Here is a 20884-nt window from a genome sequence, read left to right on the forward strand (position 1 = left end):
GCGCCGGCGGGGGGCACGGCGCTCACAGAGCCGGCGCCGCGTGGATCTCCTGGCGCCGAGGCTGGACCTGTGCGGTGCCCTGGGGCGCTGCGAAGTCCTCCGGCCTGGGCCATCTGACGGTGTGTGCCGGCTCCCTGGGCCCGGGCCGCCGATCCAGGCACGGTCCCAGTGGGCGTGCACGAAGTGCACGGCGAGAGGGCACCAACGGCACAGACACTGCCTGCCGTCTCCGTCCAAGCTGATGTCCCAGGCGCACCGTGCTGACGAGGAGACCCTTATGGCCATTGATTTCACCCTGACTACCGAGCAACTGCACCTCAGGCAGGACGCACGGAACTTCGCGCACAAGGCGCTTGCCGAGGTCGGCCCCGGCACCCGGCACCTGAGCAACCCGGAGGAACGCTGGAAGGCGACCCGGCCGGTCTACGAGCAGGTGGTCGCCGAGGGCTGGCTGCGACGGATCCTTCCGGCACCGGTCGGCGGCGAGTGCCAGGGGATGCTCGACTTCGCCCTGGTCGCCGAGGAGTTCATCGCGGTCGAATCCAGCGTCGCGCTCACGCTGTTCGCGGTGACACTCGGGCTCACGCCGCTCATGGCCGCAGGAAGCCCTGAGCAGATGCGGGAGCACTTCGGCCGGTTCCTCGACCCCTCCGGGGTGCCGCTCGCCGCCTTCGCCTTCAGCGAGCCGGGAGGCAGCGCGAACTACGACGCCCCGGCCCCCGCCGAGGGCGTCCGCACCACGGCCGTGCTCGACGGCGATGAATGGGTCATCAACGGTTCGAAGAGATGGGTCTCCAGCGCCGGCGGCTGGGAGGGCACCGGTCCGGACCTGCTGGCGGTCGTCTGCCGGACGAGCGCGGACGCGCCGCCCAGCGAGGCATTGTCCGTCATTCTCGTGCCCGGCCCCGTGCAGGGGCTCACGCTCGATACCAGCCTCGACCTGCTCGGTCACCGGGCCCATCAGACCCCGATGATCACGCTGCGGGACGTGCGCGTACCCAAGGGCAACATCCTTGGAGGCCCGGGAGCAGGCCGTCAGATCGTGGCCGAAGGCTTCGTCCCGACTGCCGCACTGGTAGGGGTCTTCGCCCTGGCCAAGATGCGGGCGGCGTTCGAGTTCACCCTGGACTTCGCCAAGCGGGAACGCCGAGCGGGCGCGGTGCCGATCATCGAGCACCAGGCCGTCGGCTACGCGCTCGCGGACGCCAAGTCGGCCATGGAAGCGGTGCGGTACCTCTGCTGGAAGGCCTGTCACGCACTGGACACCCAGAATCCGGCGGCGGCGGAACTGGCCCTGCACGCCAAGATCTTCGGTTCGGAGACGGCTGTACGGGTCATCACGGACCTGATGCGCGTTGTCGGCATCGAGAGCTACCATCACGGCAATCCGCTCGCCGAGATCCTCCAGGACGCCCTGGTCTACCCGCTGTTCGACGGCGGCAACCTCGGTGTCCGACGCCGGCAGCTGCACACGATGCTCAGCGATGCGTCGTACGACCCGTCGGCGACCTACCTCGGCACAGCGCCGTAGGCCCGGACCTCCCGCGGCGAGACACCGTACTCGCGCCGGAAGGCGCGGCTGAAGGCGGCCGGGTCGGTGTACCCGTAGCGGGCCGCCGTCTCGGTGATCGTGGCGGTCTCGCGAGGGTCCGCGAGGACCCTCGCGCAGTGGCCCAGCCGCATCGACCGCACCGTGCTCGCGAAGGACCGGCCCTCCTCCTGGAACAACCGGTGGAGCAGGCGCGGCGAAATGGCGAACCTGCGGCACACCATGCCGACGGAGAGGGCCGGATCGCCGAGGTTGGCCGCCACGAACCGCAGGATCGCCGTGCGGGTACCCGCGTACAGATCTTCATCGTCGAGGGAGGTCCCGACGGCGAGTGCGGCGGCGACAACCGACAGGTAGGACTGCTCGAGATCTACGAGCGCCCGCGTCGGGGTGGAGCCGTCCACCTGCCACAACGATGTCATCATGGCCGTCACCACACCGCCCACGCCCGAGGTTCCGTCGATGGCCCGGCCGAGTCCCGCTGCCCGGTGCGCGGTGGACAGCCGTGTGTCCAGCTGCCGGTGCGGAAGCCGGAACGACAGCATGCGCCATTCGGTGTCGAAGCTGAGGTAGTAGGGCTCTGTCGTGTCGAGCACCGTGAACTCGCCTGGGGCGACGACCGATTCCTCGCGGCCGTGACGCACCGCGCACCGCCCGGCGAGCTGGAGGTTCACGAAGAAGAACTCGCCTTGGGAGCGCCTGACCTCGCGTGGGCCGTGCGCGGTCAGCTGCGGTTGGGAACGGATGCGTGCCCGATTGATGTCCCCCAGCGCGTGGGCCTCCACGCGTGCCGCGAATCCCGGCTCATGGTTCGTCCGGGTCGGCGCGAGTGGCACGAACGCCTCGCAGATGACCTCACGCCAGAAACCGAACTGTTCCCGAGCGGGCCGCTCGGTGATGTCCCACACCTGCATACCGGCCAGGATGCGGGCCGGCTGTCACCGGGAATCGCGTGCCGGGTAAACCTTCGTTTCCAAACGCTCACCCTTGCGCCGCGCTCGGCCGGGGCTGGTTCGGCGACTACGAGTTCAACCCGAGCGCAGGCCACGGTTTCGGGGGCACCGACGTCGGGGGCTGCGGCTTCGCCGGGAGGGCGAGGCTCTACTGGAAGGGCGACGTGATTCCGGCAATGCGAAACTTCCGGAAATCGCCGACTCTCCTGCCGTGGCTCAGCTGGGAGCTGCCTTCGTCTGCCCGGGCGGGGTGCTGCGGCTTCAGCGCTTTCAGTAGCTCATCCGCCGCCCGACGAGCGCGGCGTGTCCCTTCCCCTTCTGGCGGTCGAGTGGCTGCGGAGGCGTCACGTCGAGCCGGCCGGTTCAGTTCTGTGGGCCGTCGCCACCGGCTTCGTCGTACGGTTGGAACAGCTGTAGTGCGTGAGCCAGCATGCCGTGCATGTCGACCGCGGACTTGTCGAACAGCCACTGGAGTTGCAAACCGTCCTGAATGGCGAGCAGGAGACGGGTCGCCATCCTGGGGTCGATGTCCGCCCGGACGGAGCCCGCGCGCCGCGCCGCCTCGAACAGAGGCGCCACGTGAGACTCGAAAAGCTCGTAACGGTTTTGGTAGTACTGATGCGCAGGGTGTTCGGGATCCGTCGCCTCCGCGGTGGTGATCGTGAACGAGGCCAGGAGGCCGGGGGCCTCGGCGTTCGCACGGGAGACCTGCAGGGCGATCGCTATCCACTCGGCAAGGCTCTTCACGTCGTCGAACAGATGAGACGTGGCCGCGTCCCGCTCCTCGAGGACCGCCTGGAGCAGCTCGTCCTTGGTGGGGAAGTAGTAGAGCAGATTCTGGTGCGAGATCCCTGCCGCCTCTGCGATGTCGCGCAGAGTTACCGCCCGGTAGCCCCGAGAGCCGAACAGGGCAGAAGCTGCCTGGACGATCTGCGCTCGGCGAGCACGACCCTTGGCTGATTTCGGCTGGCGTGTCGCGACGTGTCCGTCTTCCATGCCCGTCACCCTAAGGGTGGGCTCCCGGTGACGACTCGCAGGTGAAGGCCGATTTAGAGGTGGTGGCCGTCGATCACCGGCCTGCCACGTGAAAGTCCTCCGGTGACTCGTCCACTTCAGTGCTCGGGAGCCCTCCATGACGAAATTCTCGACACGATCGCTGCGCGAAGTATTTGCCAAGTGGCAAAAAAAGTGTACGGTCCCGACCGCGCAGTGTGTTGACCTGTGCGATTGAAGTCACCCCGAGGAGTCAACGATGACGACCGATACTCCCGGCCCGGTGCGGACCGACGCCCAGCCCGCTGCCCGAGGCCCCTCCCGAATCCCGCGTGGCTATGCGCCCACCCTGGCTCTCGCGAACTGGGGGATCTACTTCGCGGTCGTCCCACCGGCCCTGATCGGGCTCGCGCTCAAGGTCCGTGAGATCGCAGGACCGGGCGGACAGGCCGAGGCGCTGGCGCTGGTCACGAGCGTGGGCGCGATCGTCGGACTCATCGGCACTCCGCTCATCGGTCGTCTCAGTGACCGGACTGTCTCCCGCTTCGGGCGGCGGCGACCGTGGCTCGTCGGCAGTTCGATCCTTTGCGCGCTCGCGCTGATGCTCGTCGGTTCGGCCGGCAGCATCGGCGTCGTACTCGTCGGCTGGTGTCTCGCGCAGGTCGCGGGCAACGCGGCCATCACGGCCCTGAACGCGACCGTCGCGGACCAGGTTCCGGCCGAGAGGCGGGGATTCGTATCGAGTCTCATCGCCATCGGCGCACCCGGCGCGTCCCTGGCCGGCACCGGCGCGGTCAGTCTGCTGTCGGACGGAATGGCACGTTTCGCGGTGCCCGGCATCGTCTGCGCGGTTCTGTGTTGTCTGTTCGCCTTCGTGCTGCCGGACCAACGCCTCGAACGCTCCGAACGCCCGCCCTTCGGCTTCTTGTCCTTTGCGGGCTCCTACGCCTTCAACCCGCGCAGGCATCGCGACTTCGCCTGGGTGTGCCTGAACCGCTTCCTCATGTTCTTCGGCTACTTCGGCATCCGCGGGTACACCGTCTACTTCCTCATCGAGCGCTTTAACCTGAGTGACTCGAAGGTAGCGGGGACCTTCTTCGTCGCGAACCTCTTCTCGGTCGTCGGCATGGCGGTCGCGGGTCCGCTCTGCGGCTATCTCAGCGACCGGTTCGAATCCCGCCGACCGTTCGTCGTCATCGCCGGTCTGACGATGGTCGTGGGGTTCGTCGCTCTGGCGAGCGCGCCGAGCATGGCGGTGGTCTACGTAGCGGAGCTGGTCATAGGCCTCGGCTTCGGCAGCTACGCCTCCGTGGACATCGCACTCGGTCTCGCCACGTTGCCGAACCAGAAGGACGCCGGCAAGGACCTCGCCGTGCTGGCCGTGCTGGGCTCGCTGCCCCAGTCGATCGCGCCCGCTATCGCACCCGCGATCCTCGCCCTCGGCGCTGCGCTGCCCATGGGGGGTTACGCCACCTGGTTCCTCTTCGGCGCCCTCGTCTCACTGTCCGGCGCGTTCCTGGTCTTCCGCGTCAAGGGAGTTCGATGACCACCACCCCTGCCCTCTACCGGGACGAGCGGCTGCCTGTCGAGGAACGCGTCGAGGACCTGCTGGCTCGCATGACGATCCAGGAGAAGGCCGGACTGCTGTTCCACACCTCGATCCTGCCGGGGGACCTGGATGCTCCGAACGCGAACTTCGGCAGCGCGACAGCCGGACACCTGATCGGTACAGCACATGTCTCGCACTTCAACGCGGTCGGCCCGATCGAGAACGCGCGCGAGTTCGCCGAGTTCCACAACCGCCTCCAGGAGTGCGCCCTGCGCACCCGCCTCGGTATCCCTGTCACGCTCTCGACGGACCCGCGCAGCCACTTCACGGACAACCCCGGTACGGCTGCCAGGGCCGGGGCCTTCTCCCAGTGGCCCGAGCCCCTCGGGCTCGCCGCGATCGGATCGGCCGACGTCGTCGAGCAGTTCGCCGATGCGGTACGTCAGGAATACCTCGCCGTCGGCATCCGGGTCGCCCTGCATCCGCAGATCGATCTCGCGACCGAACCCCGGTGGTCCCGTATCGCGGGGACGTTCGGTGAGGACGCCGAACTCACCAGCCGACTGGTCGCCGCGTACATCCGCGGGTTCCAGGGGACGAGCATGGGCGCGGCCTCCGTCTCGACCATGGCCAAACACTTCCCAGGAGGCGGGCCGCAGCAGGACGGCGAGGATCCACACTTCGACTACGGGCGGGAACAGACGTACGTGGGTGGTCAGTTCGACTATCACCTCGGACCCTTCCGGGCCGCGATCGCGGCGGGTGTACGGCAGTTGATGCCCTCCTACGGCATGCCGGTCGGTACCGGTCTCGAACCGGTGGCCTTCGGCTTCAACAAGCGCGTGATCACCGAACTGCTCCGGGAGGAACTCGGGTTCGACGGCATCGTCTGCACCGACTGGGGACTCGTGACCGACGTTACGGTGCGCGGCCAGTTCATGCCCGCACGCGCCTGGGGGGTCGAGCACCTGGACATCCTGAGCCGGGTCGAGGCGATCATCCTTGCCGGCTGCGACCAGCTCGGCGGCGAGGCGTGTCCGGAGCTCGTCGTGCAACTGGTGGACAGTGGGCGCGTCAAGGAGGAACGCCTCGACACCTCCGCCCGGCGACTGCTCCGTGAGAAGTTCGTACTGGGCCTCTTCGATCAGCCGTTCGTCGACCCTGACGCCGCGGCGGCAAGGGTGGGTCGCGCCGACTTCGTCGCCGCCGGCCGCCGGGCGCAACGCCGAGCAGTCATCCTGCTCACGGACCACGCCGACGTGCTACCCATCAGACCTCCCGTGCGCGTATACGCGGAAGGGATCGACCGGACGGCCCTCACCGCCCGTGCGACGGTAGTCGACGATCTCGCCAAGGCGGACCTGGCCCTGCTCCGCGTCACGGCACCCCACGAGTCCCGCCCGGGCGGATTCGAGGCGATGCTCCATGCCGGCTCGCTCGCGTTCTCCGAGGCCGAGCATGGCCGTGTTCTCGGTATCTGCGCTACGGTTCCCACCGTCGTCGGCATCCACCTCGAACGGCCTGCCGTACTGCCCGAGATAGCGGATGCGGCCGCGGCACTGCTCGCTGACTTCGGCGCCGACGACGAGGCTTTCCTCGACGTGGTGTTCGGGGTCTCGCGGCCCGAGGGCCGACTCCCCTTCGACCTCCCTCGGTCGATGAACGCAGTCGAGACCAGCCCGTCCGACGCGCCCTTCGCCACAGCCGATCCCGTTTTCCGCTTCGGGCACGGGCTCCGGTATCCCCCCGAGAGGTAACGGCTTTCGCCGGTTCGAGGATTTCTACGCAGAGATGAGGTAGTCCCCATGCCAGAAGCAGTCGGCAAGCCGGTTCCGCGCAGCATCGCGGTGTTCGGGGCGAGCGGGCACATCGGTGCGCCGCTGGCCCGACACGTGCTCTACCGGAATCCCGATGTGAGGCTGCGCCTGATCACCAGTTCCGAATCGAAGCGAGACGGGTTGCGGGCTCGGTTCCCCGACGACGAGTGCGTGGTGGCCGACCTCCTCGACCCGTCCGGTCTCGACGCCGCACTCCAGGGCATTGAGGGCATCTTCGTGGTGACGCCTTCGCCGTTCGACGAGACCTTGGCGATGTCGAACTTCGTGAAGGCGGTGCGGGCGGCGGACAGCGCGGTCCACATCGTGCGGATCCTGGGGTACGAGCCCGAATCCCTGCCGCGCCGGGTTCCTGAGCACGTGCGGCGGTTCGGGGGGACGGCTCAGCAGCACTACGTGGCCAAGACGCTGCTCGACGCGAGCGATCTGCCGGTCACGTACCTCAACGTGGGGGCGACCTACCTGGACAACCTGCTGGCTCTCGCGCCGGCGGTGAGGAGCCGCCGTACGGTGGTCTGGCCGGACCGGGTCATTCCGTTCATCGACCCCCGGGATCTGGGGGAGGTCGCCGCCAATCTCCTCCTGTCGCCCGACCCTCGTCATCTGCACCAGTTCCACACGGTCAACAACGGACAGGACCTGCTGACGACGGAAGAGGTCGCGGACATCCTGAGCGACGTGCTGAAGGTGCGGTTGACCTGCGAGACCAGCCGCGAGGCCTTCGTCGCCGAGCACGGAGCCCGGATCGCGGCGCGCCGAGGCGCAGAGAACGCCGCGGACAGGATCCTCGACTTCATCGAGTACGAGCAGGGCAACTCGGCGTTTCTCGCGCTGAACGACTTCGCCGAGCGCATGCTCGGCCGGAAGCCGACGTCCGTGCGCGCCTGGCTCATGGAGCACCGCGCGCATTTCGTCGGCGCCGAAGACGGCAGCGCCTGACGCGCCGAACCCCTGCCGCCGAAACTCCTCCGGCGCGTGGGGTTCAGTCGCTGAGCAGCGGGCGTCATGAACGTGACCGCTGGATGACGGCGGTGTTTCCCGCGTATCGGAACAACTCGGCGAGTTCCGGCCAACGGCTGTGCCAGACCCTACTTTTAGCGCGCACACCGAGCCGCCGACCACCGCTTACGACCACGGTGTTCAGGCTGAAGTCCCCCAGCACGGACCGCCACCAGGGGCGTGTGTTCCCTGGGCTCGCAGGCGTGGCACAACCGCAGCCGCGCACATCAAGGAGGTGTCCTGTGAAAGAGACGCCAACCGATCGAGAGGACAAGGCTCGACTCCGCCATGTGGCGCTGTCGAGCTTTCTCGGTACCACGGTCGAGCACTACGACTTCCTGCTCTACAGCACCGCCGCCGCACTCGTGTTCAACGAGGTCTTCTTCACCAATCTCACCCCGCTCATCGGCACCATCGTCTCCCTCGCCACGCTGGCCGCCGGATATCTCGCCCGGGTGGTCGGCGCGATCCTCTTCGGCCATTACGGCGATCGGCTGGGCCGCAAGAACGTCATGCTCACCACCATGATCGTGATGGGCGTGAGCAGTGGTCTGATCGGCTGCCTGCCCACCTACGACACGGTGGGGGCGGTGGCCGCACTGCCCCTTGTGTTCCTGCGTCTCGTCCAGGGCCTGGCTGTCGGCGGTGAGTTCGGCGGTGCCGTGCTCATGACCGCCGAGCACGCACGTACAGGTCGCCGTGGGCTGATGAGCAGTGCTGCGTCCATGGGCCAGCCGAGCGGCTCGGTTCTCGCATCAGGATCCATGGCTCTGGTGACCCTCCTGCCTGAGGACCGACTGCTCTCCTGGGGCTGGCGCATTCCGTTTCTGGCCAGCTTCCTGCTGTTGGCTGTCGGACTCTACTTCCGCCTACGCGTCACGGAGAGCCCGGTCTTCCTCGAACAGCGGGCGAAGCCGAGGAACAGCACGCCACCGATCCTCTCGCTGCTCCGTCGCTACCCGGGCCGGGTGGGCCGAGCCGTCGGTTTCCAGATCGGCGCGTTCTGTGGGCAGGGGGTGTTCGGGGTCTTCGTAGTCTCTTATGCCCCCACCATCGGCTACGAGCGCTCGACCGCCCTGCTCGCCCTGCTTCTGGGCGCCCTGGGTTCTGCGCTCATGACGCCCGTCTACGCGGCGTGGTCGGATCGAGTGGGACGCAAGCCGTTCGCCATCGCCGGCAGTCTCGGGACGGCCGTGTCCGCCTATCCCGGTTTCCTGCTGATCAACCACGGCTCGCCCCCGGTGTTCGTGCTGACCGTAGCGTGCTTCCTGACGTTCGTGATGACCTGCATGGGCGCCGTCGCTCCCGCCATGCTCAGCGAACTGTTCCCGACAGAGGTCCGCTACACGGCCGTGTCCACGAGCTACCAGCTCGCCGCGACCGTCGGCGCCGGCTTCGGGCCGCTCATCGCCGCCTCCCTGCTCGCCGCCCGGGGCGGCGACACGAACACCGGTCTCGTCTCTCTGTTCCTCGTGATCGTCGGTGTCTTCGGCGCCGTGTGCGCGTGGACGGTCCAGGAGACGCACCGGTACGAGCTGACCGATGACGACTCTGTCGAGAACAGGGTTCCGGCCGTCACCTCCGTGTCCGTGCAGGCGAGCGAGCCCAGCGCGTGAGGACCTGACTCTCCGTATCGGCTCCGAGCCCGAGACCCAGCCTCACCGCGCATCCGGCGCGGTGAGGCTGTCGTTCATGCGAGCAACTGCCACCGGGCCCGGGAGAGCGTGTCGTGGACCTCGCTGGCCGCGGCGGTCACAGCTTCATCGGTGGGTTCCTCCGCCGGCTCGAGAGCGGCCCGGACGGTGGCGGCGAGCAGATCCGCCTGGCGGTCGAGTGAGACGTTGTGCGCGGTCCGGGTGGCCAGCCCTCCGGTCACGAAGCCGGAAAGGATCGTGTCGATCAGGAACACCTGGTCCCCCGCCGGGATGTGAGACACCGTCAGGCCGTGGTCTCGAAGCACACGGACCAGATCGACCACGGTGGTGTGGAGGCCGAGCCGGTTGGTGACCGGCACACCGCCTGGGGCGACCGCGAGTGCGCCCAGCAGCTCGCTGTCGGAGGTGTAGACCGCCTTGGTGATGGGGCGCTGGACTCGGGAGAGGAAGATCCGGCGCACCAGCTGGTGGGGGCGTACGGCGGCGGGATCGTGGGAGAGCCCGTTGACGACCTCGGCCAGGTGCTCTGCGGAATCGATCCGCAGCAGGGCGATGAACAGCTCTTCCTTGGTCTTCCAGTGTAGGTACACCGTGCCCTTGCCGACGTGTGCGTGGCGCGCGATGTCGTCCACCGTGACCCGCTTGTAGCCCCACCGCAGGAGCAGCTCGCGGGCCGCCGACAGAATGCGCTCGGCCCGGTCGTCCTCCGTGCCGAACCGGTCGGAGCCGTGGCTGGATTGAGCACTCATGCGCGCCAGGATCTCACACGAGTACCCTGTGACCAAATTTCGAAATTGGTCACAGGGTACGTATGATGGTTGCTCCAAGCACTCATCACATCGCCATGGAGAACCACGATGAAGATGAAGAACCGCACGAAGCTGCAGATCGGGACCGCTGTCGCCACAGCCGCCGTCCTCGGCGCCACTGGGGTGGCCTCTGCGGCGGCCGCCGCACCCGGCATCCCGACCGCGGTGGACGTGGCCACCGACCTCGCGGCCCACACTCCGGGCACCGAGGAAAGCTGGAACGACTCGATCTACATCACCAGCGAGGTACGCTCCGGCGGCCACGACTACGGCGTCCTGGTGCATGTGATGGACTTCCCGAACACGGACACCCGCAAGTTCAAGTTCTCCGTCACGGACGAGAAGACCGGCTGGTACAAGAACTACGTCACCGGCATCGACAAGGGCGCGTTCAACTGGAGCAAGTCCGAACTGGACATCAAGGCTCCCGGACTGACATGGACCGGGGACGCGAACAACATGTCGATCAACGTCGACGCGCCCTTCGGCTCCTTCGACGTGCGGCTCAAGGCGAAGGGCCCGGTTCTGAACTACGCCGGTACCGGCACGTTCGACATCATGGGCGCTCAGCAGTTCGAGTTCGGTCTGCCGTCCCTGCAGACGAGCGGCACCCTGAAAGTCAAGGGTGAGACGCACCGGGCCTCCGGCGAGACCTGGCTCGACCGGCAGTGGGGACCCGCTCCGCAGGACGCGGCCAACCTTCGCTGGACCTGGATGAACCTGAACCTGCCGAATGGCGACAAGGTCGCCATCTGGAACCCGGTCAACGTCAGGACCGAGGAGCAGGACTCCTGGGCCACGGTGCTGCACCCCAACGGCTCGTACGACCTCGCCGCGGTCAAGCCCCTCGCCGACGGAGCGAGCGGCTCCTGGTCCAGTTCCGTCTCCGGCAACACCTACCCCACGCGCTGGCGCGTCGAGATCCCCTCGCTGAACACCGACGTGAGCGTGCGCCTCACCGGCACCCCGGGCCAGGAGCTCAACATGCCCGCGGGCGCCGGTGGATGGGCCGGCGGTGGCTCGACGCTCGAAGCCACGGCGAGCTTCAGCGGCACGTACGAAGGCAAGAAGGTGAACGGCAAGAACTACGTCGAGATGGCCGGCAACTGGAAGTAGCGGGACCGGCCGGTGGGGACCCGCCTCAACTGGCTTCCGTGGCAGCCCCGTTGAGGATCGGAGCAGCGGAGCCGACGGTCGGACGGGCGGCAGGCGTGCCGCGCAACCGGATGCTGGACCGGTCGAGCTGTGCCGCCGACGACAGCCCCATCAGGGTCAGACCTCGGCGGAGTTCGTCCCGCAGGATCCGGAGCACGTCTGCGGCACCATGGGTGCCGCCGCCGGCCAGCCCGTAGGCGAGGGGCCGGCCCACCAAGCAGGCACGGGCCCCCAGTGCCAACGCGACGATGACGTCCAGGCCGGTGCGGATCCCCCCGTCGACCAGCACCTCGGCCCGCGAGCCGACCTGGTCCACGACAGCGGGGAGAGCCTCGATCGCCGCTGGCGCGCCGTCCAGTTGCCGGCCGCCGTGGTTCGACACCACGATCCCGTCGGCCCCGAGTTCGACACAACGCTCGGCGTCCTCCGGTTCCAGGACTCCCTTGACGAGGAGCGGCCCGGACCATTGGGCGCGGAGCCAGTCGAGGTCGTCCCAGTCGAGGCGTCCGCCGAGGCGCGCGGACTGGGCGGCCACCGAGCGCACCGCGCCGCGGGTACCGGGAGGCTGCAGGTTGCGCAGCGTGGTGCGTCGGTGCCGCGCGTAGCCGTAGCACCACCGGGGCCTGGTAAGAGCATGGCTGACGCGTGCCGGGGACAGCGTCGGGGGCATTGCCATGCCGCGGCGTTGCTCGCCGAGCCGGTTGCCCAGCACCGGCACGTCCACGGTGACCACCAGCGCGCCGTAACCCGCGTCCTCGGCCCGGCGCACCAGCGTGCCGGTAAGCTCCCGGTCGCCCCACGGATAGAGCTGGAACCAGTGCGACTGCCGTGTCTGCTCCGCCACTTCCTCGATGGAGTAGGTGGATGCGCTGGAGAGCACGAGCCGGGTGCCACGGCGCTCGGCGGCCCGCGCGACACCGAGGTCGCCGTGCCAGTGCGCGGCCCCGAGGAGCCCCATCGGGGCTCCCAGCACGGGAAGGGCCAGCTCTGTCCCGGCCACCGTGGTCGTGAGATCGGGATCGACCACCCCGCTCAGCACCCGCTGGCGCAGGGCCCAGGCGTCCAGCGCGGTGCGGTTGTCGCGCAGTGTGCGCTCGCCGTCCGCACCGTTCTCCAGGTAGGCCCAGACCATGTCGGGCAGCCTTCTGCGGGCGCGCTCCCGCCAGTCGGCCACCGTCAGCGGCGCGGCGGGGGACCGGGCGGCGAGCCGGAAGCCCGCGACGTTCATCGCCGGTCTCCCGCGCTCGCGGCCGACTGCTTGATCGGGACTTCCAGCAGCCGGGGCCCGGCCTGTGCGGAGGTACGGGCCAGGGCCGCCGCGATCTCACCGGCCTCCATGAGACGCTCGGCGGGCATGCCGTACGCCTGCGCGATAGCGACCGCGTCCAGGTCCGGGAGGTCCATACCCGGGGTGCCGACGGAGCCAAGGTGGGAGGCGAAGATCTGGAGCGCCTCGTAGCCGCCGTTGCGCAGCACGACGAAGGTGATCGGAAGGTTGAGCTGTACGGCCGTCCACAGCCCGGCCACCCCGTACTGGACGGCGCCGTCGCCCAGCACGGCGACCACCGGACGATTCGGGTCGGCGAGTGCCACCCCGACCGCGGCGGGCAGACCGAAGCCGAGTCCGCCCGCCGCCGCCAGGAACAGGCTCCGCGGCCGGTCGAGCCTCACGTGTGACCAGAACTCCGGCATGTTCGAGGTGGACTCGTTCACCATCCGCACGCCGTTGGGAAGTTCACGGGCCATCAGGGCGAACAGCCGCTCTGCGCCCATCGGGTCCGCGCCGGAGACGAGGGCCTCCTCGTGTGCCTGAGTCGCTGTCGCGTTATGCGGGGCGTGACCTGGGGGCAATGCTTCCAACAGGCGGGAGACGGTCTCGCCGACCTCGCCGAGCACGGCGTCGCCGAACGGGGCCCGGGCGGCGTTCTGGGGGTCGCCGGTCACCGCGACCACTTCGGTGCCTTCCGGCAGCCAGGGACCCGGCTGGTTGGCGTGGTACCGGAAGACCGGGGCGCCCAGGACCAGCACCAGGTCATGGCCGGCCAGCCTCCCGGCGACGCCGGCGATTCCCGTCGGCAGCGCTCCGGCCCACAGCGGATGCCGGGTGGGGAAGGGGCAGCGAGAGGGGCTGGGCGCCACCCACACCGGGCTGCCCAGACGTTCGGCCAGCTCCACCACCAGCGGGTAGGCACGCTCGTCGTCGGCCTCGGGGCCGACCACGAGCGCCGGGCGCCGGGCCTGCCGCAGCCGTGCAGCCAGCTCGGTGACCGCTTCGTCCGTCGGCGCACCCGACCGATGCACACGCCTCGTCGCCAGCGGCGCGACGTCGTCCGGGTCGATCTCCTGGCCCCAGTCGTCCAGGGGCACGGAGACGAACACCGGGCCGGTTGGCGGGAGGGTCGCCAGGTGGAAGGCCTCCGACAAAGCCCGGGGTACGTCCTGCGGACGAGCGGGCTCGAAGGACCACTTGACGTGCGGTTCGGGAACCCGGGTGAGGGCGGGTTCGGCGAGCATCGCCCCCAGCCCGATCAGCGAGCGGGCCTGCTGCCCGGCGGTCACCACGAGGGGGGTGTGCGAGGCGCTGGCGTTGGCGAGGTTGCCCATCGCGTGGCCGAGGCCCGCCGCCGCGTGCAGGTTGACCAGCGCGGGACGGCCGGTGGCCTGGGCGTAACCGTCCGCCATCGCCAGGACCGCCCCCTCGTGCAGCCCCAGGACGTAGCGAAAGTCGTCCGGGAACCGGTCGAGGAACGGCAGTTCGTTCGAGCCGGGGTTACCGAAGACCGTGGTGAGGCCCCAGTGCCGGAGCAAGTCGTGGGTGGCCTCGCGAACCGTCGTCATGACGACTCCTTCCTACGCGATCGACGGGAGGCGGGTCACTGACCGAGACGGGCGCGGAGTTCTGCCGCGGCGCCGGCGAGAAGCGCGCCGACGCCCGCCTCCGTCTCCGGCGCCAGCAGCGGGGAGCCGACCAGACCCTCGCTGGTGGCGACCGGCCCGGTCTGGGTGGCGACGACGCGCCGGTGTGTGAACTCGTCGAAACCGGCCTTGCCGCTGTAGGCCCCATAACCGGAACCACCCACTCCGCCGAAGGGTGCGGCGGCGTTGATGTGCAGGAAGGCGTCGTTGCGGGTCACCCCTCCTGAAGTTGTCGCGTCCAGGAAGTGGCGGAATTCCTTGCCGTCCTCGCCGTACCAATAGGCCGCCAGCGGCGCCGGGCGGGCGTTGATGTGTGCGATCGGTTCCTCGGCGGTGTCGTAGAAGTACACCGGGAGGACGGGCCCGAAGATCTCCTCGTCGGCGATTCTCGCCTCGTCGGGCACGTCGAGAAGGAGGGCCGGCGGGATGAGGCGTTTGGCACGGGAGGGCTGCTCGTCGACAGCGGTGATCTTCCGGGCGCCCTTGGCCACCGCGTCGTCGATCAGACCGACGACCCGGTCGAAGTTGCGGTCGTTCACGAGTGACACGGCGGCAGGATTGTCGGTGTAGGTCGGGAAGAGCCGGGCCAGGGCGTCCCGGAGCTTGCCGGTGAACTCCTCGCCGTGCTCCCGCGGAACGAAGACGTAGTCCGGGCAGAGACAGACCTGACCGCCGTTGACCATGCGAGTGGCGGCCACGCGGTGGGCCGCGAGGTCCATGTCGGCGTCGGGGGCGACGACCACCGGGTTCTTCCCGCCGAGTTCGAGGGTGACCGGTACGAGGTTTCGTCCGGCGGCCTCCGCCACCTTCCGGCCCACGGCCGGGGAACCGGTGAACAGGATCCGGTCCAGCGGCAGATCGGAGAACTCCTGCGCGGTCTGTACGTCGCCGCACACCACGACGACCTCGTCCTCGGCGAGCTGCGCGGCGACGGCTCGGGCCAGGACCCGGCCGGTGCGCTCGTGGACGTCGGTGAACTTGATGATGACGCGGTTGCCCGCGGCCAGCGCGTCCAGGGCCGGTGTGACGGCCAGATGGACGGGGAAGTTCCAGGCGGTGACGACCCCGACCACGCCCAGTGGGTGCTGCTGGACGAACGCCGGGAAGGGTCCTTCGACGGTGACCGGGGCCATCCACTCCTCCACATGGGTCCGGAGGGTCTCGGCCTCGCCCAGTATGGGCACGATGTCGAAGGCCTTGCTGACGGTGGCCGGGCGCTGTCCGTAGTCGTCCGCCAGGGCGGCGGCGAGATCGTCGGCGGCATCGAGGACGGCGAGGACCAGCCGGTCGATGCGATTGCGCCGGACCTCGGCGCTCGGCAGCCCCTCCGCGCGGAAGGCCTTCCGCTGCACGGCGACTATGCGGTCCAACTCGGCGCGGCTTACATGCTCGGGCACGGGCGCTCACTCCTTTGTGAGGTGCTCACGGGTCGGGTGGGGTGGGGCCGGCCAGGAGCCGGACCGGGCGGAGGCGGGGAGGAAGAGGAGGCGATCAGGGAAGCCGGTTGGCGAAGACCAGGCTGGCGGCGGCGGTGAACATGCCGCCGACGCCCTGGACGAGGCTGGTCTCGACCCCGTCGACCTGTGCGAAGGCCTCGCCGCGCAGTTGGCGGATGCTCTCCTGCATCGCGAACATGCCGTACATGCCGGTGTGCGTGTAGCGCAGCCCGCCGCCGTTGGTGTTCAGCGGCAGGGACCCGCCCGGGCGGGTGTTGCCCTCGGCGATGAAGGCACCCGCCTCGCCGCGACCCACGAAGCCGAGGTCCTCCAGCGCGTAGAGCGGCAGGTGGGCGAAGGCGTCGTACACCATCAGATGGTCGATGTCCCCGGTGCCGAGGCCAGACTGCGCGAAGGCGAGCCGCGAGGCGATCTTGAAGGCCTTGGACGAGGTACCGTCCTGTAGGTGCTGGACCAGCGGGGCGTCACTGGCCTCGCCGGTGCCGAGGATGTAGACGGGCGGCTTGGGGCTGCCGATGGCCTCGGCCTTCTTGCGTGAGGTCACCACCAGGGCACCGCCGCCGTCCGTCACGACACAGCACTCGAGCTTGTGGAACGGGTGGGCGATGACGGGGGAGGCCAGTACGTCCTCGACCGTGACCTCGCCCTTGCGGAAGGCCCGAGGATTGTCGGCCGACCACGCGCTCTGGGCCGCGACGACCGCCGCCAGCTGCTCCTCCGTCGTTCCCGTCTCGTGGAGATAGCGCATCACGGGCAGCGTGAACATGTTGGGCGGCCCGGACAGCCCGTAGAGGTTCTGGAACTGCGCCTGCACCGAACTCGGGCTCCTGGCCATGAAGCCGCCGGCCTTGCCGACCCGCGAGCGCCCCGATTCCCCGTGCGTGACGAGCACGGTCTCGCACAGTCCGGCAGCGATCGCCGCGGCGGCGTGCCGGACATGGATGAGGAACGAGCAGCCACCGACACTCGTGCCGTCGTACCAGGTCGGGGTGATGCCCAGGTAGTGGGCCACCTCGATCGGTGAGTCCCCCACGCTCGTGATGCCGTCCACGTCGGCCATGGTCAGGCCGGCGTCGGCCAGCGCTCGGTGGGCGGCGTCGGCGCGCAGGTCGAGTTCGGACAGGTCGGGGACGACACCGAGCTGATCGGTCTCGGACGCTCCGACGATGACGATGTCGCCCGGCTTCACGCGCTCACCTCCGGTCGGAACTGCACGATCGTCAACTCGCCGCGCGGCTCGAAGACAGCCTCCAACGGCATGTCGATCCGCAGGGCTCCGGGAGTCGGCTCGATGTCGACGAGGTTCGCCAACACGCGGGGCCCTTCGGCGAGTTCGACGATCGCGATGACGTACGGCGTCTCATCCTGGTAGCCGGGGCCGGGAAGGTTATTGATCACGTACGAGTAGAGGCGGCCGCGCCCCGAGGCCCTGACCCACTCGACCTCGCCGCCGACGACATAGGGGGAGTACCGGCGCGGATAGGTGAAGGTCTTCCCCGTGGTGACGCACCGCTGGATCAGCAGCTCATGACGGGCGGTGGCCTCCCAGTACTCCTGGGTGACCGGAGTGGCGATCGGAACCGGTTTGGTCCGGGGCGGAGCTGGCATTCTGGGGCTCGTTTCGTCGTTCGGGTCACTGGGACGGAGACTCAGCGGTAGGGGTTGAGGACACGCGGCGTCATGGGGCCGCCGGCGTGTACGGCCTTGCCGGCAAGGAGGTCTGCCACCTCGTCGGAGGACAGCCCGAGTTCGGCGAGGATCTCCAGGCTGTGCTCGCCTCCGCCCGGCGGCCGCATCCGCTGGTCGTACGGGGTGCGGCTGAACTCCGCATAGCGCTGCGGGCGGTAGTAGCGGATGTCCTCTGCGGGGCGGTGGAGTTCGAAGCGTCCCGGATGGTCCCCGGAGAGCACGACATCGCGGGCGAGCCGTGCAGCGGCGGCGGGAATTCCCGCCGCGTACAGGCGGGCCAGGAGGTCCTCGGTGGTCCGGGACGCGAAGGCCTCCTCCAGAGCGCAGTCCGCGGAGGCGGCGAGCACGGTGCGCAGATCGTCGGCCGTTGTCCCGGCGAGGGCCTGTACCCGCACCCAGCCGTCGGCCACGCGGTAGTAGCTGTCGAGTTCGCCGGGACCGGCGAAATCACGGCCGCCGGTGAGAGCGGACACTTCGGTCGCTCCCTCCACGAGCTGGCCGCACTGCATGAACATGCCCGCAGCGGCGAGGGACGTGGTGATCGGCTGGCCATCACCGGTACGGCACCGGTGGAACAGGCCGAGACAGGCCGCGAACGCGATCAGGCCCGCACCGCACACGTCGTTCACCGGCACCGTGTACAACACCGGCGTGTGGTCGCCACCCTGCGCGACGCTCATGCCGCTCCAGGCCTGCAGCACCGGGTCGAACCCGGGCTCCATGGCCAGCGGTCCCTCCTGCCCGAAACCGGTCAGGGAGACGGTCACGATGTCGGGGTTGACCTTCACCACGTCGTCGTACCCGACACGCAGCGCGGCCGGGACTCCGGGGCGCAGGTTGTCCACGATGACATCGGCGTCGGCGGCCAGCCGCAGGTACACTTCGTGAGCGGCCGGGTCCTTGAGGTTCAGGGCGACGCTGCGCATGCCGTCGCTGTAGTAGAAGCCGCGCGTGCGCCACGGATCGCCCTCGGGAGGCTCGATCTTGATGACATCGGCACCGAGGTGACCCACCAGGAACGCCCCGTACGGTCCTGCGACGAAGGAACCCAGCAGCAGTACGCGTACTCCGGCCAGCGGTCCCTCCCCGCCGGAGCCTCCGGTGCGGCCCTTCCACCCCCCGGTGGTGCCGGGCGAGGACGCGTCTCGGGGCAGCCAGTCGAGGTCGCCGAGTGAGTTGCCCCCTTCCGGCGCCCCGCCCCTGATGACCGGCGGAGTGCGCTGAGGGGTCACCGGCTGCCCCACGATGGTGAGTTGACCGTACGTGGCGTCCTTCACCTCCTGGCGAATGCCGATCGCCCGGCTCTGCGGATGGCCGAACGCCTCGTGCGGCTCGTTGAGGACCGCACACGGGACACCCGCGTCGCGCAGCGTGGTCAGCCACTCCTCGCGGGTACGGGTGGCCAGCCGGTCCTTGATGCGGGCGCGGACCCACTCCCGGTTCTCGTTGGCGTACACGGACGTCAGGTCCCCGGCGATCCGCGGGTCGTCGATGATCCACTGCTCGCCGATGGCACGAAGGATCATCGCCTGGAACTTCGGCGTGAGCCCCGCTATGAGGAACCACTTGCCGTCGGACGCCTGGTAATGGGTGTACGTGGGATTGGCGCCCCCCGGCCCCACACCCGAGTCCGGGACGGGCAGACCGGGATCGAGCGTGTAGTTGCCGGTGAAGGCCTCCGCCACCGCGTGCATGCCGTCCACCGTGACGATCTGGCCGCGCGCGGACCGCAGCCGCTCGGTGAGTGCCGCCGCGGCCGCAGTCGCGCCCATGAGCGCCTGGATGTACAGCAGGTGCGGATAGACGATGTCCACGGGCCCGCCGTCGTACGAGGACTGGCGGCGCGAGTACCCGCTGGCGGCGGCGAGGAGCGCCTGGGATTCGTGGCCGCCCGCCCACGGCGTCCGCCCCTGCCACACCGGAAGTCGCAGGATCACCGGCGAGTTCTCGGTCTCCAGCAGGGCGTCGGGGTCGATGCCCCAGTCCGTGAGTACCGCGGTCTCGCGCACCAGGACCAGATCGGCCCGGGCGACGAGGTCGCGGACCCGCGCCCGATCGGCCGGCTCATCAAGCGCGGCGGTGGCGGCACGCTTGCCGCGGTTCCAGGGCACGAAGGAGGCGGTACGACGCTCCGGGTCGCCGTCGGGCGGCTCGATCTTGAGGACGTCGGCCCCGAAGTCGGCGAAGAACGTCCCGGCCAGCGGGCCGGCGATCCCGGTCGTGAAGTCCAGGACCCGGACACCCTCGAACGCGTTCAGCGCGATCAACCCCTCTCCCTCGCGTGGTTGCCGCGTGCCGGGCCCGATGCGCCGGGCTCCGGTGCTGCGCTGTGTCAGGGACGTTAAGTTCGCAGCCGGAGGGCGCGGCGAGGGGCGCTCGAATGTTCCTCTCAGCGGGACATCCATCGCCCGAGGGCGTTACTCGTCAGGCCGTCGGCATCATGCTCGGCATGAGTCTCAACCTTGATCTGCTCGGCCGGCCGACCGAACCGGTCCTACGCGAATGGACCGAGCGGGACACGCTGCTCTACGCGCTCGCTGTCGGAGCGGGCGCGGACGAGCCCGCAGAGGAGCTCGCGTTCACCACCGAGAACTCCCATGGCATCGAGCAACAGGTCGTCCCGACGTTCGGGTGCGTGGTCGCGGCCGCGCGCAGCCCCCGGGCGCTGGGCGACTTCGACGTGGCCAGACTCGTGCACGCCGAGCAGTCCGTACTCTTCCACGCCCCGATTCCGCCGGCGGGCGGCGTCCGGGCGATTTCGACCCTGACGGGCGCCTACGACAAGGGGAAGGCCGCGCTCCTGGTCCAGGAGAGCACGGCGATCGACGTCAGGACCGGACAGCCGTTGGTGACCAGTACTGGTGGCTTTTTCGTCCGGGGCGAAGGCGGATTCGGTGGCGAGCGGGGTCCCGAGGCCGCTCCCTGGGAACTCCCCGCGCGCAAGCCCGACCACGAGGTCGTGTACCGGACCCGCCGGGACCAGCCGCTGCTTTACCGCCTCACGGGTGACCGCAATCCCCTGCACTCGGACCCCACCGTCGCCGAACGGGCCGGCTTCCCGCGCCCGATCCTGCACGGCATGTGCACCTATGGATTCACCTGCCGCGCACTTCTGCACACCGTCGGGGCCGGCCGGCCGAGTCGGCTCCGGTCCATGTCGGCCCGCTTCTCGCGTCCGGTGATGCCCGGTGACGTGCTCACCGCGCGGGTGTGGGACGAGGACGGCCGCGCCCTGTTCCAGACGGTCAACGGCAAGGGAGATGTCGTCCTCGACCGTGGCACCGCCGAGTACCGCGCGGTGTAGGCCGTGGACGACGTCTCGGAT

At 69.3% G+C, this 20884-nt stretch carries 16 protein-coding genes; 7 read left to right on the forward strand and 9 right to left on the reverse strand.

What is annotated here, in order from left to right; all coding sequences use genetic code 11:
- The first annotated feature begins 277 nt into the window (after positions 1-277).
- Positions 278-1531, forward strand: coding sequence for an acyl-CoA dehydrogenase family protein (locus tag ACIQVL_RS22180; RefSeq protein WP_403476143.1), 1254 nt, complete (start codon positions 278-280; stop codon positions 1529-1531).
- On the opposite strand, the gene ACIQVL_RS22185 is transcribed toward ACIQVL_RS22180, so the two are convergent.
- Together ACIQVL_RS22185 and ACIQVL_RS22190 are read right to left on the reverse strand one after the other, a co-directional pair.
- Positions 1510-2463: a helix-turn-helix domain-containing protein gene (locus ACIQVL_RS22185; protein ID WP_403476144.1), complete on the reverse strand. Its 954-nt coding sequence runs from the start codon at positions 2461-2463 to the stop codon at positions 1510-1512. The genes ACIQVL_RS22180 and ACIQVL_RS22185 overlap by 22 nt on opposite strands.
- A gap of 402 nt (positions 2464-2865) precedes the next feature.
- A complete protein-coding gene (locus ACIQVL_RS22190) occupies positions 2866-3498 on the reverse strand; it encodes a TetR/AcrR family transcriptional regulator (protein WP_403436926.1) in 633 nt (210 codons plus the stop codon).
- A gap of 256 nt (positions 3499-3754) precedes the next feature.
- Here ACIQVL_RS22190 and ACIQVL_RS22195 point away from each other — a divergent pair, with 256 nt between their 5' ends.
- The 4 genes from ACIQVL_RS22195 to ACIQVL_RS22210 all read left to right on the forward strand — a co-directional run bounded on the left by ACIQVL_RS22195 (position 3755) and on the right by ACIQVL_RS22210 (position 9494).
- Positions 3755-5041, forward strand: a complete 1287-nt coding sequence (locus ACIQVL_RS22195; RefSeq protein WP_403476145.1) for an MFS transporter — start codon at positions 3755-3757, stop codon at positions 5039-5041.
- Positions 5038-6801: a glycoside hydrolase family 3 protein gene (locus ACIQVL_RS22200; protein ID WP_403476146.1), complete on the forward strand. Its 1764-nt coding sequence runs from the start codon at positions 5038-5040 to the stop codon at positions 6799-6801. Before ACIQVL_RS22195 ends, ACIQVL_RS22200 begins: the two co-directional genes overlap by 4 nt.
- 48 nt (positions 6802-6849) lie before the next feature.
- Positions 6850-7818, forward strand: a complete 969-nt coding sequence (locus tag ACIQVL_RS22205) for an NAD(P)H-binding protein (protein WP_403476147.1) — start codon at positions 6850-6852, stop codon at positions 7816-7818.
- Positions 7819-8081: 263 nt separating this feature from the next.
- Positions 8082-9494: an MFS transporter gene (locus ACIQVL_RS22210; RefSeq protein ID WP_403476148.1), complete on the forward strand. Its 1413-nt coding sequence runs from the start codon at positions 8082-8084 to the stop codon at positions 9492-9494.
- A 74-nt stretch (positions 9495-9568) separates the two neighbouring features.
- On the opposite strand, the gene ACIQVL_RS22215 is transcribed toward ACIQVL_RS22210, so the two are convergent.
- Positions 9569-10282 carry a TetR/AcrR family transcriptional regulator gene (locus ACIQVL_RS22215; protein ID WP_403476149.1) on the reverse strand — a complete coding sequence of 238 codons (714 nt, stop codon included), beginning with the start codon at positions 10280-10282 and terminating at the stop codon, positions 9569-9571.
- Between the two features lie 108 nt (positions 10283-10390).
- Between ACIQVL_RS22215 and ACIQVL_RS22220 the strand changes: the two genes are divergently transcribed.
- Complete coding sequence (locus ACIQVL_RS22220) at positions 10391-11458, forward strand: lipocalin family protein (protein WP_403436916.1); 1068 nt, start codon at positions 10391-10393, stop codon at positions 11456-11458.
- A 25-nt stretch (positions 11459-11483) separates the two neighbouring features.
- Here the strand turns inward: ACIQVL_RS22220 and ACIQVL_RS22225 are convergent, their stop codons facing one another.
- The 6 genes from ACIQVL_RS22225 to ACIQVL_RS22250 form a co-directional block, all read right to left on the reverse strand.
- Positions 11484-12725, reverse strand: a complete 1242-nt coding sequence (locus tag ACIQVL_RS22225) for an alpha-hydroxy acid oxidase (RefSeq protein WP_403476150.1) — start codon at positions 12723-12725, stop codon at positions 11484-11486.
- Positions 12722-14335, reverse strand: coding sequence for a benzoylformate decarboxylase (mdlC, locus tag ACIQVL_RS22230; RefSeq protein WP_403436913.1), 1614 nt, complete (start codon positions 14333-14335; stop codon positions 12722-12724). Before mdlC ends, ACIQVL_RS22225 begins: the two co-directional genes overlap by 4 nt.
- A gap of 35 nt (positions 14336-14370) precedes the next feature.
- Entirely contained in the window at positions 14371-15810 is a 1440-nt protein-coding gene (locus tag ACIQVL_RS22235; RefSeq protein ID WP_403476151.1) for an aldehyde dehydrogenase family protein, read from the reverse strand.
- Positions 15811-15904: 94 nt separating this feature from the next.
- Positions 15905-17059 (reverse strand): thiolase C-terminal domain-containing protein, encoded by a 1155-nt coding sequence (locus ACIQVL_RS22240; RefSeq protein ID WP_403436910.1) that lies wholly within the window; start codon positions 17057-17059, stop codon positions 15905-15907.
- Positions 17056-17478 (reverse strand): Zn-ribbon domain-containing OB-fold protein, encoded by a 423-nt coding sequence (locus tag ACIQVL_RS22245; RefSeq protein ID WP_403436909.1) that lies wholly within the window; start codon positions 17476-17478, stop codon positions 17056-17058. The genes ACIQVL_RS22240 and ACIQVL_RS22245 overlap by 4 nt, the downstream gene beginning before the upstream one ends.
- 41 nt (positions 17479-17519) lie before the next feature.
- Entirely contained in the window at positions 17520-19826 is a 2307-nt protein-coding gene (locus ACIQVL_RS22250; RefSeq protein WP_403476152.1) for a CoA transferase, read from the reverse strand.
- 182 nt (positions 19827-20008) lie between these two features.
- On the opposite strand from ACIQVL_RS22250, the gene ACIQVL_RS22255 reads away from it, so the two are divergent.
- Positions 20009-20863 carry a MaoC/PaaZ C-terminal domain-containing protein gene (locus ACIQVL_RS22255; RefSeq protein ID WP_403476153.1) on the forward strand — a complete coding sequence of 285 codons (855 nt, stop codon included), beginning with the start codon at positions 20009-20011 and terminating at the stop codon, positions 20861-20863.
- Positions 20864-20884: the final 21 nt, after the last annotated feature.

Source organism: Streptomyces sp. NPDC090499 (assembly GCF_044769305.1).
Lineage (GTDB): Bacteria > Actinomycetota > Actinomycetes > Streptomycetales > Streptomycetaceae > Streptomyces.

Coding starts and splice junctions, on each gene's coding strand:
- ACIQVL_RS22195 (WP_403476145.1), top strand. CDS start 3,755: ATGACGACCGATACTCCCGGCCCGGTGCGGACCGACGCCCAGCCCGCT.
- ACIQVL_RS22180 (WP_403476143.1), top strand. CDS start 278: ATGGCCATTGATTTCACCCTGACTACCGAGCAACTGCACCTCAGGCAG.
- ACIQVL_RS22205 (WP_403476147.1), top strand. CDS start 6,850: ATGCCAGAAGCAGTCGGCAAGCCGGTTCCGCGCAGCATCGCGGTGTTC.
- ACIQVL_RS22185 (WP_403476144.1), bottom strand. CDS start 2,463: ATGCAGGTGTGGGACATCACCGAGCGGCCCGCTCGGGAACAGTTCGGT.
- ACIQVL_RS22225 (WP_403476150.1), bottom strand. CDS start 12,725: ATGAACGTCGCGGGCTTCCGGCTCGCCGCCCGGTCCCCCGCCGCGCCG.
- ACIQVL_RS22245 (WP_403436909.1), bottom strand. CDS start 17,478: ATGCCAGCTCCGCCCCGGACCAAACCGGTTCCGATCGCCACTCCGGTC.
- ACIQVL_RS22215 (WP_403476149.1), bottom strand. CDS start 10,282: ATGAGTGCTCAATCCAGCCACGGCTCCGACCGGTTCGGCACGGAGGAC.
- ACIQVL_RS22220 (WP_403436916.1), top strand. CDS start 10,391: ATGAAGATGAAGAACCGCACGAAGCTGCAGATCGGGACCGCTGTCGCC.
- ACIQVL_RS22255 (WP_403476153.1), top strand. CDS start 20,009: ATGAGTCTCAACCTTGATCTGCTCGGCCGGCCGACCGAACCGGTCCTA.
- ACIQVL_RS22200 (WP_403476146.1), top strand. CDS start 5,038: ATGACCACCACCCCTGCCCTCTACCGGGACGAGCGGCTGCCTGTCGAG.
- mdlC (WP_403436913.1), bottom strand. CDS start 14,335: ATGACGACGGTTCGCGAGGCCACCCACGACTTGCTCCGGCACTGGGGC.
- ACIQVL_RS22190 (WP_403436926.1), bottom strand. CDS start 3,498: ATGGAAGACGGACACGTCGCGACACGCCAGCCGAAATCAGCCAAGGGT.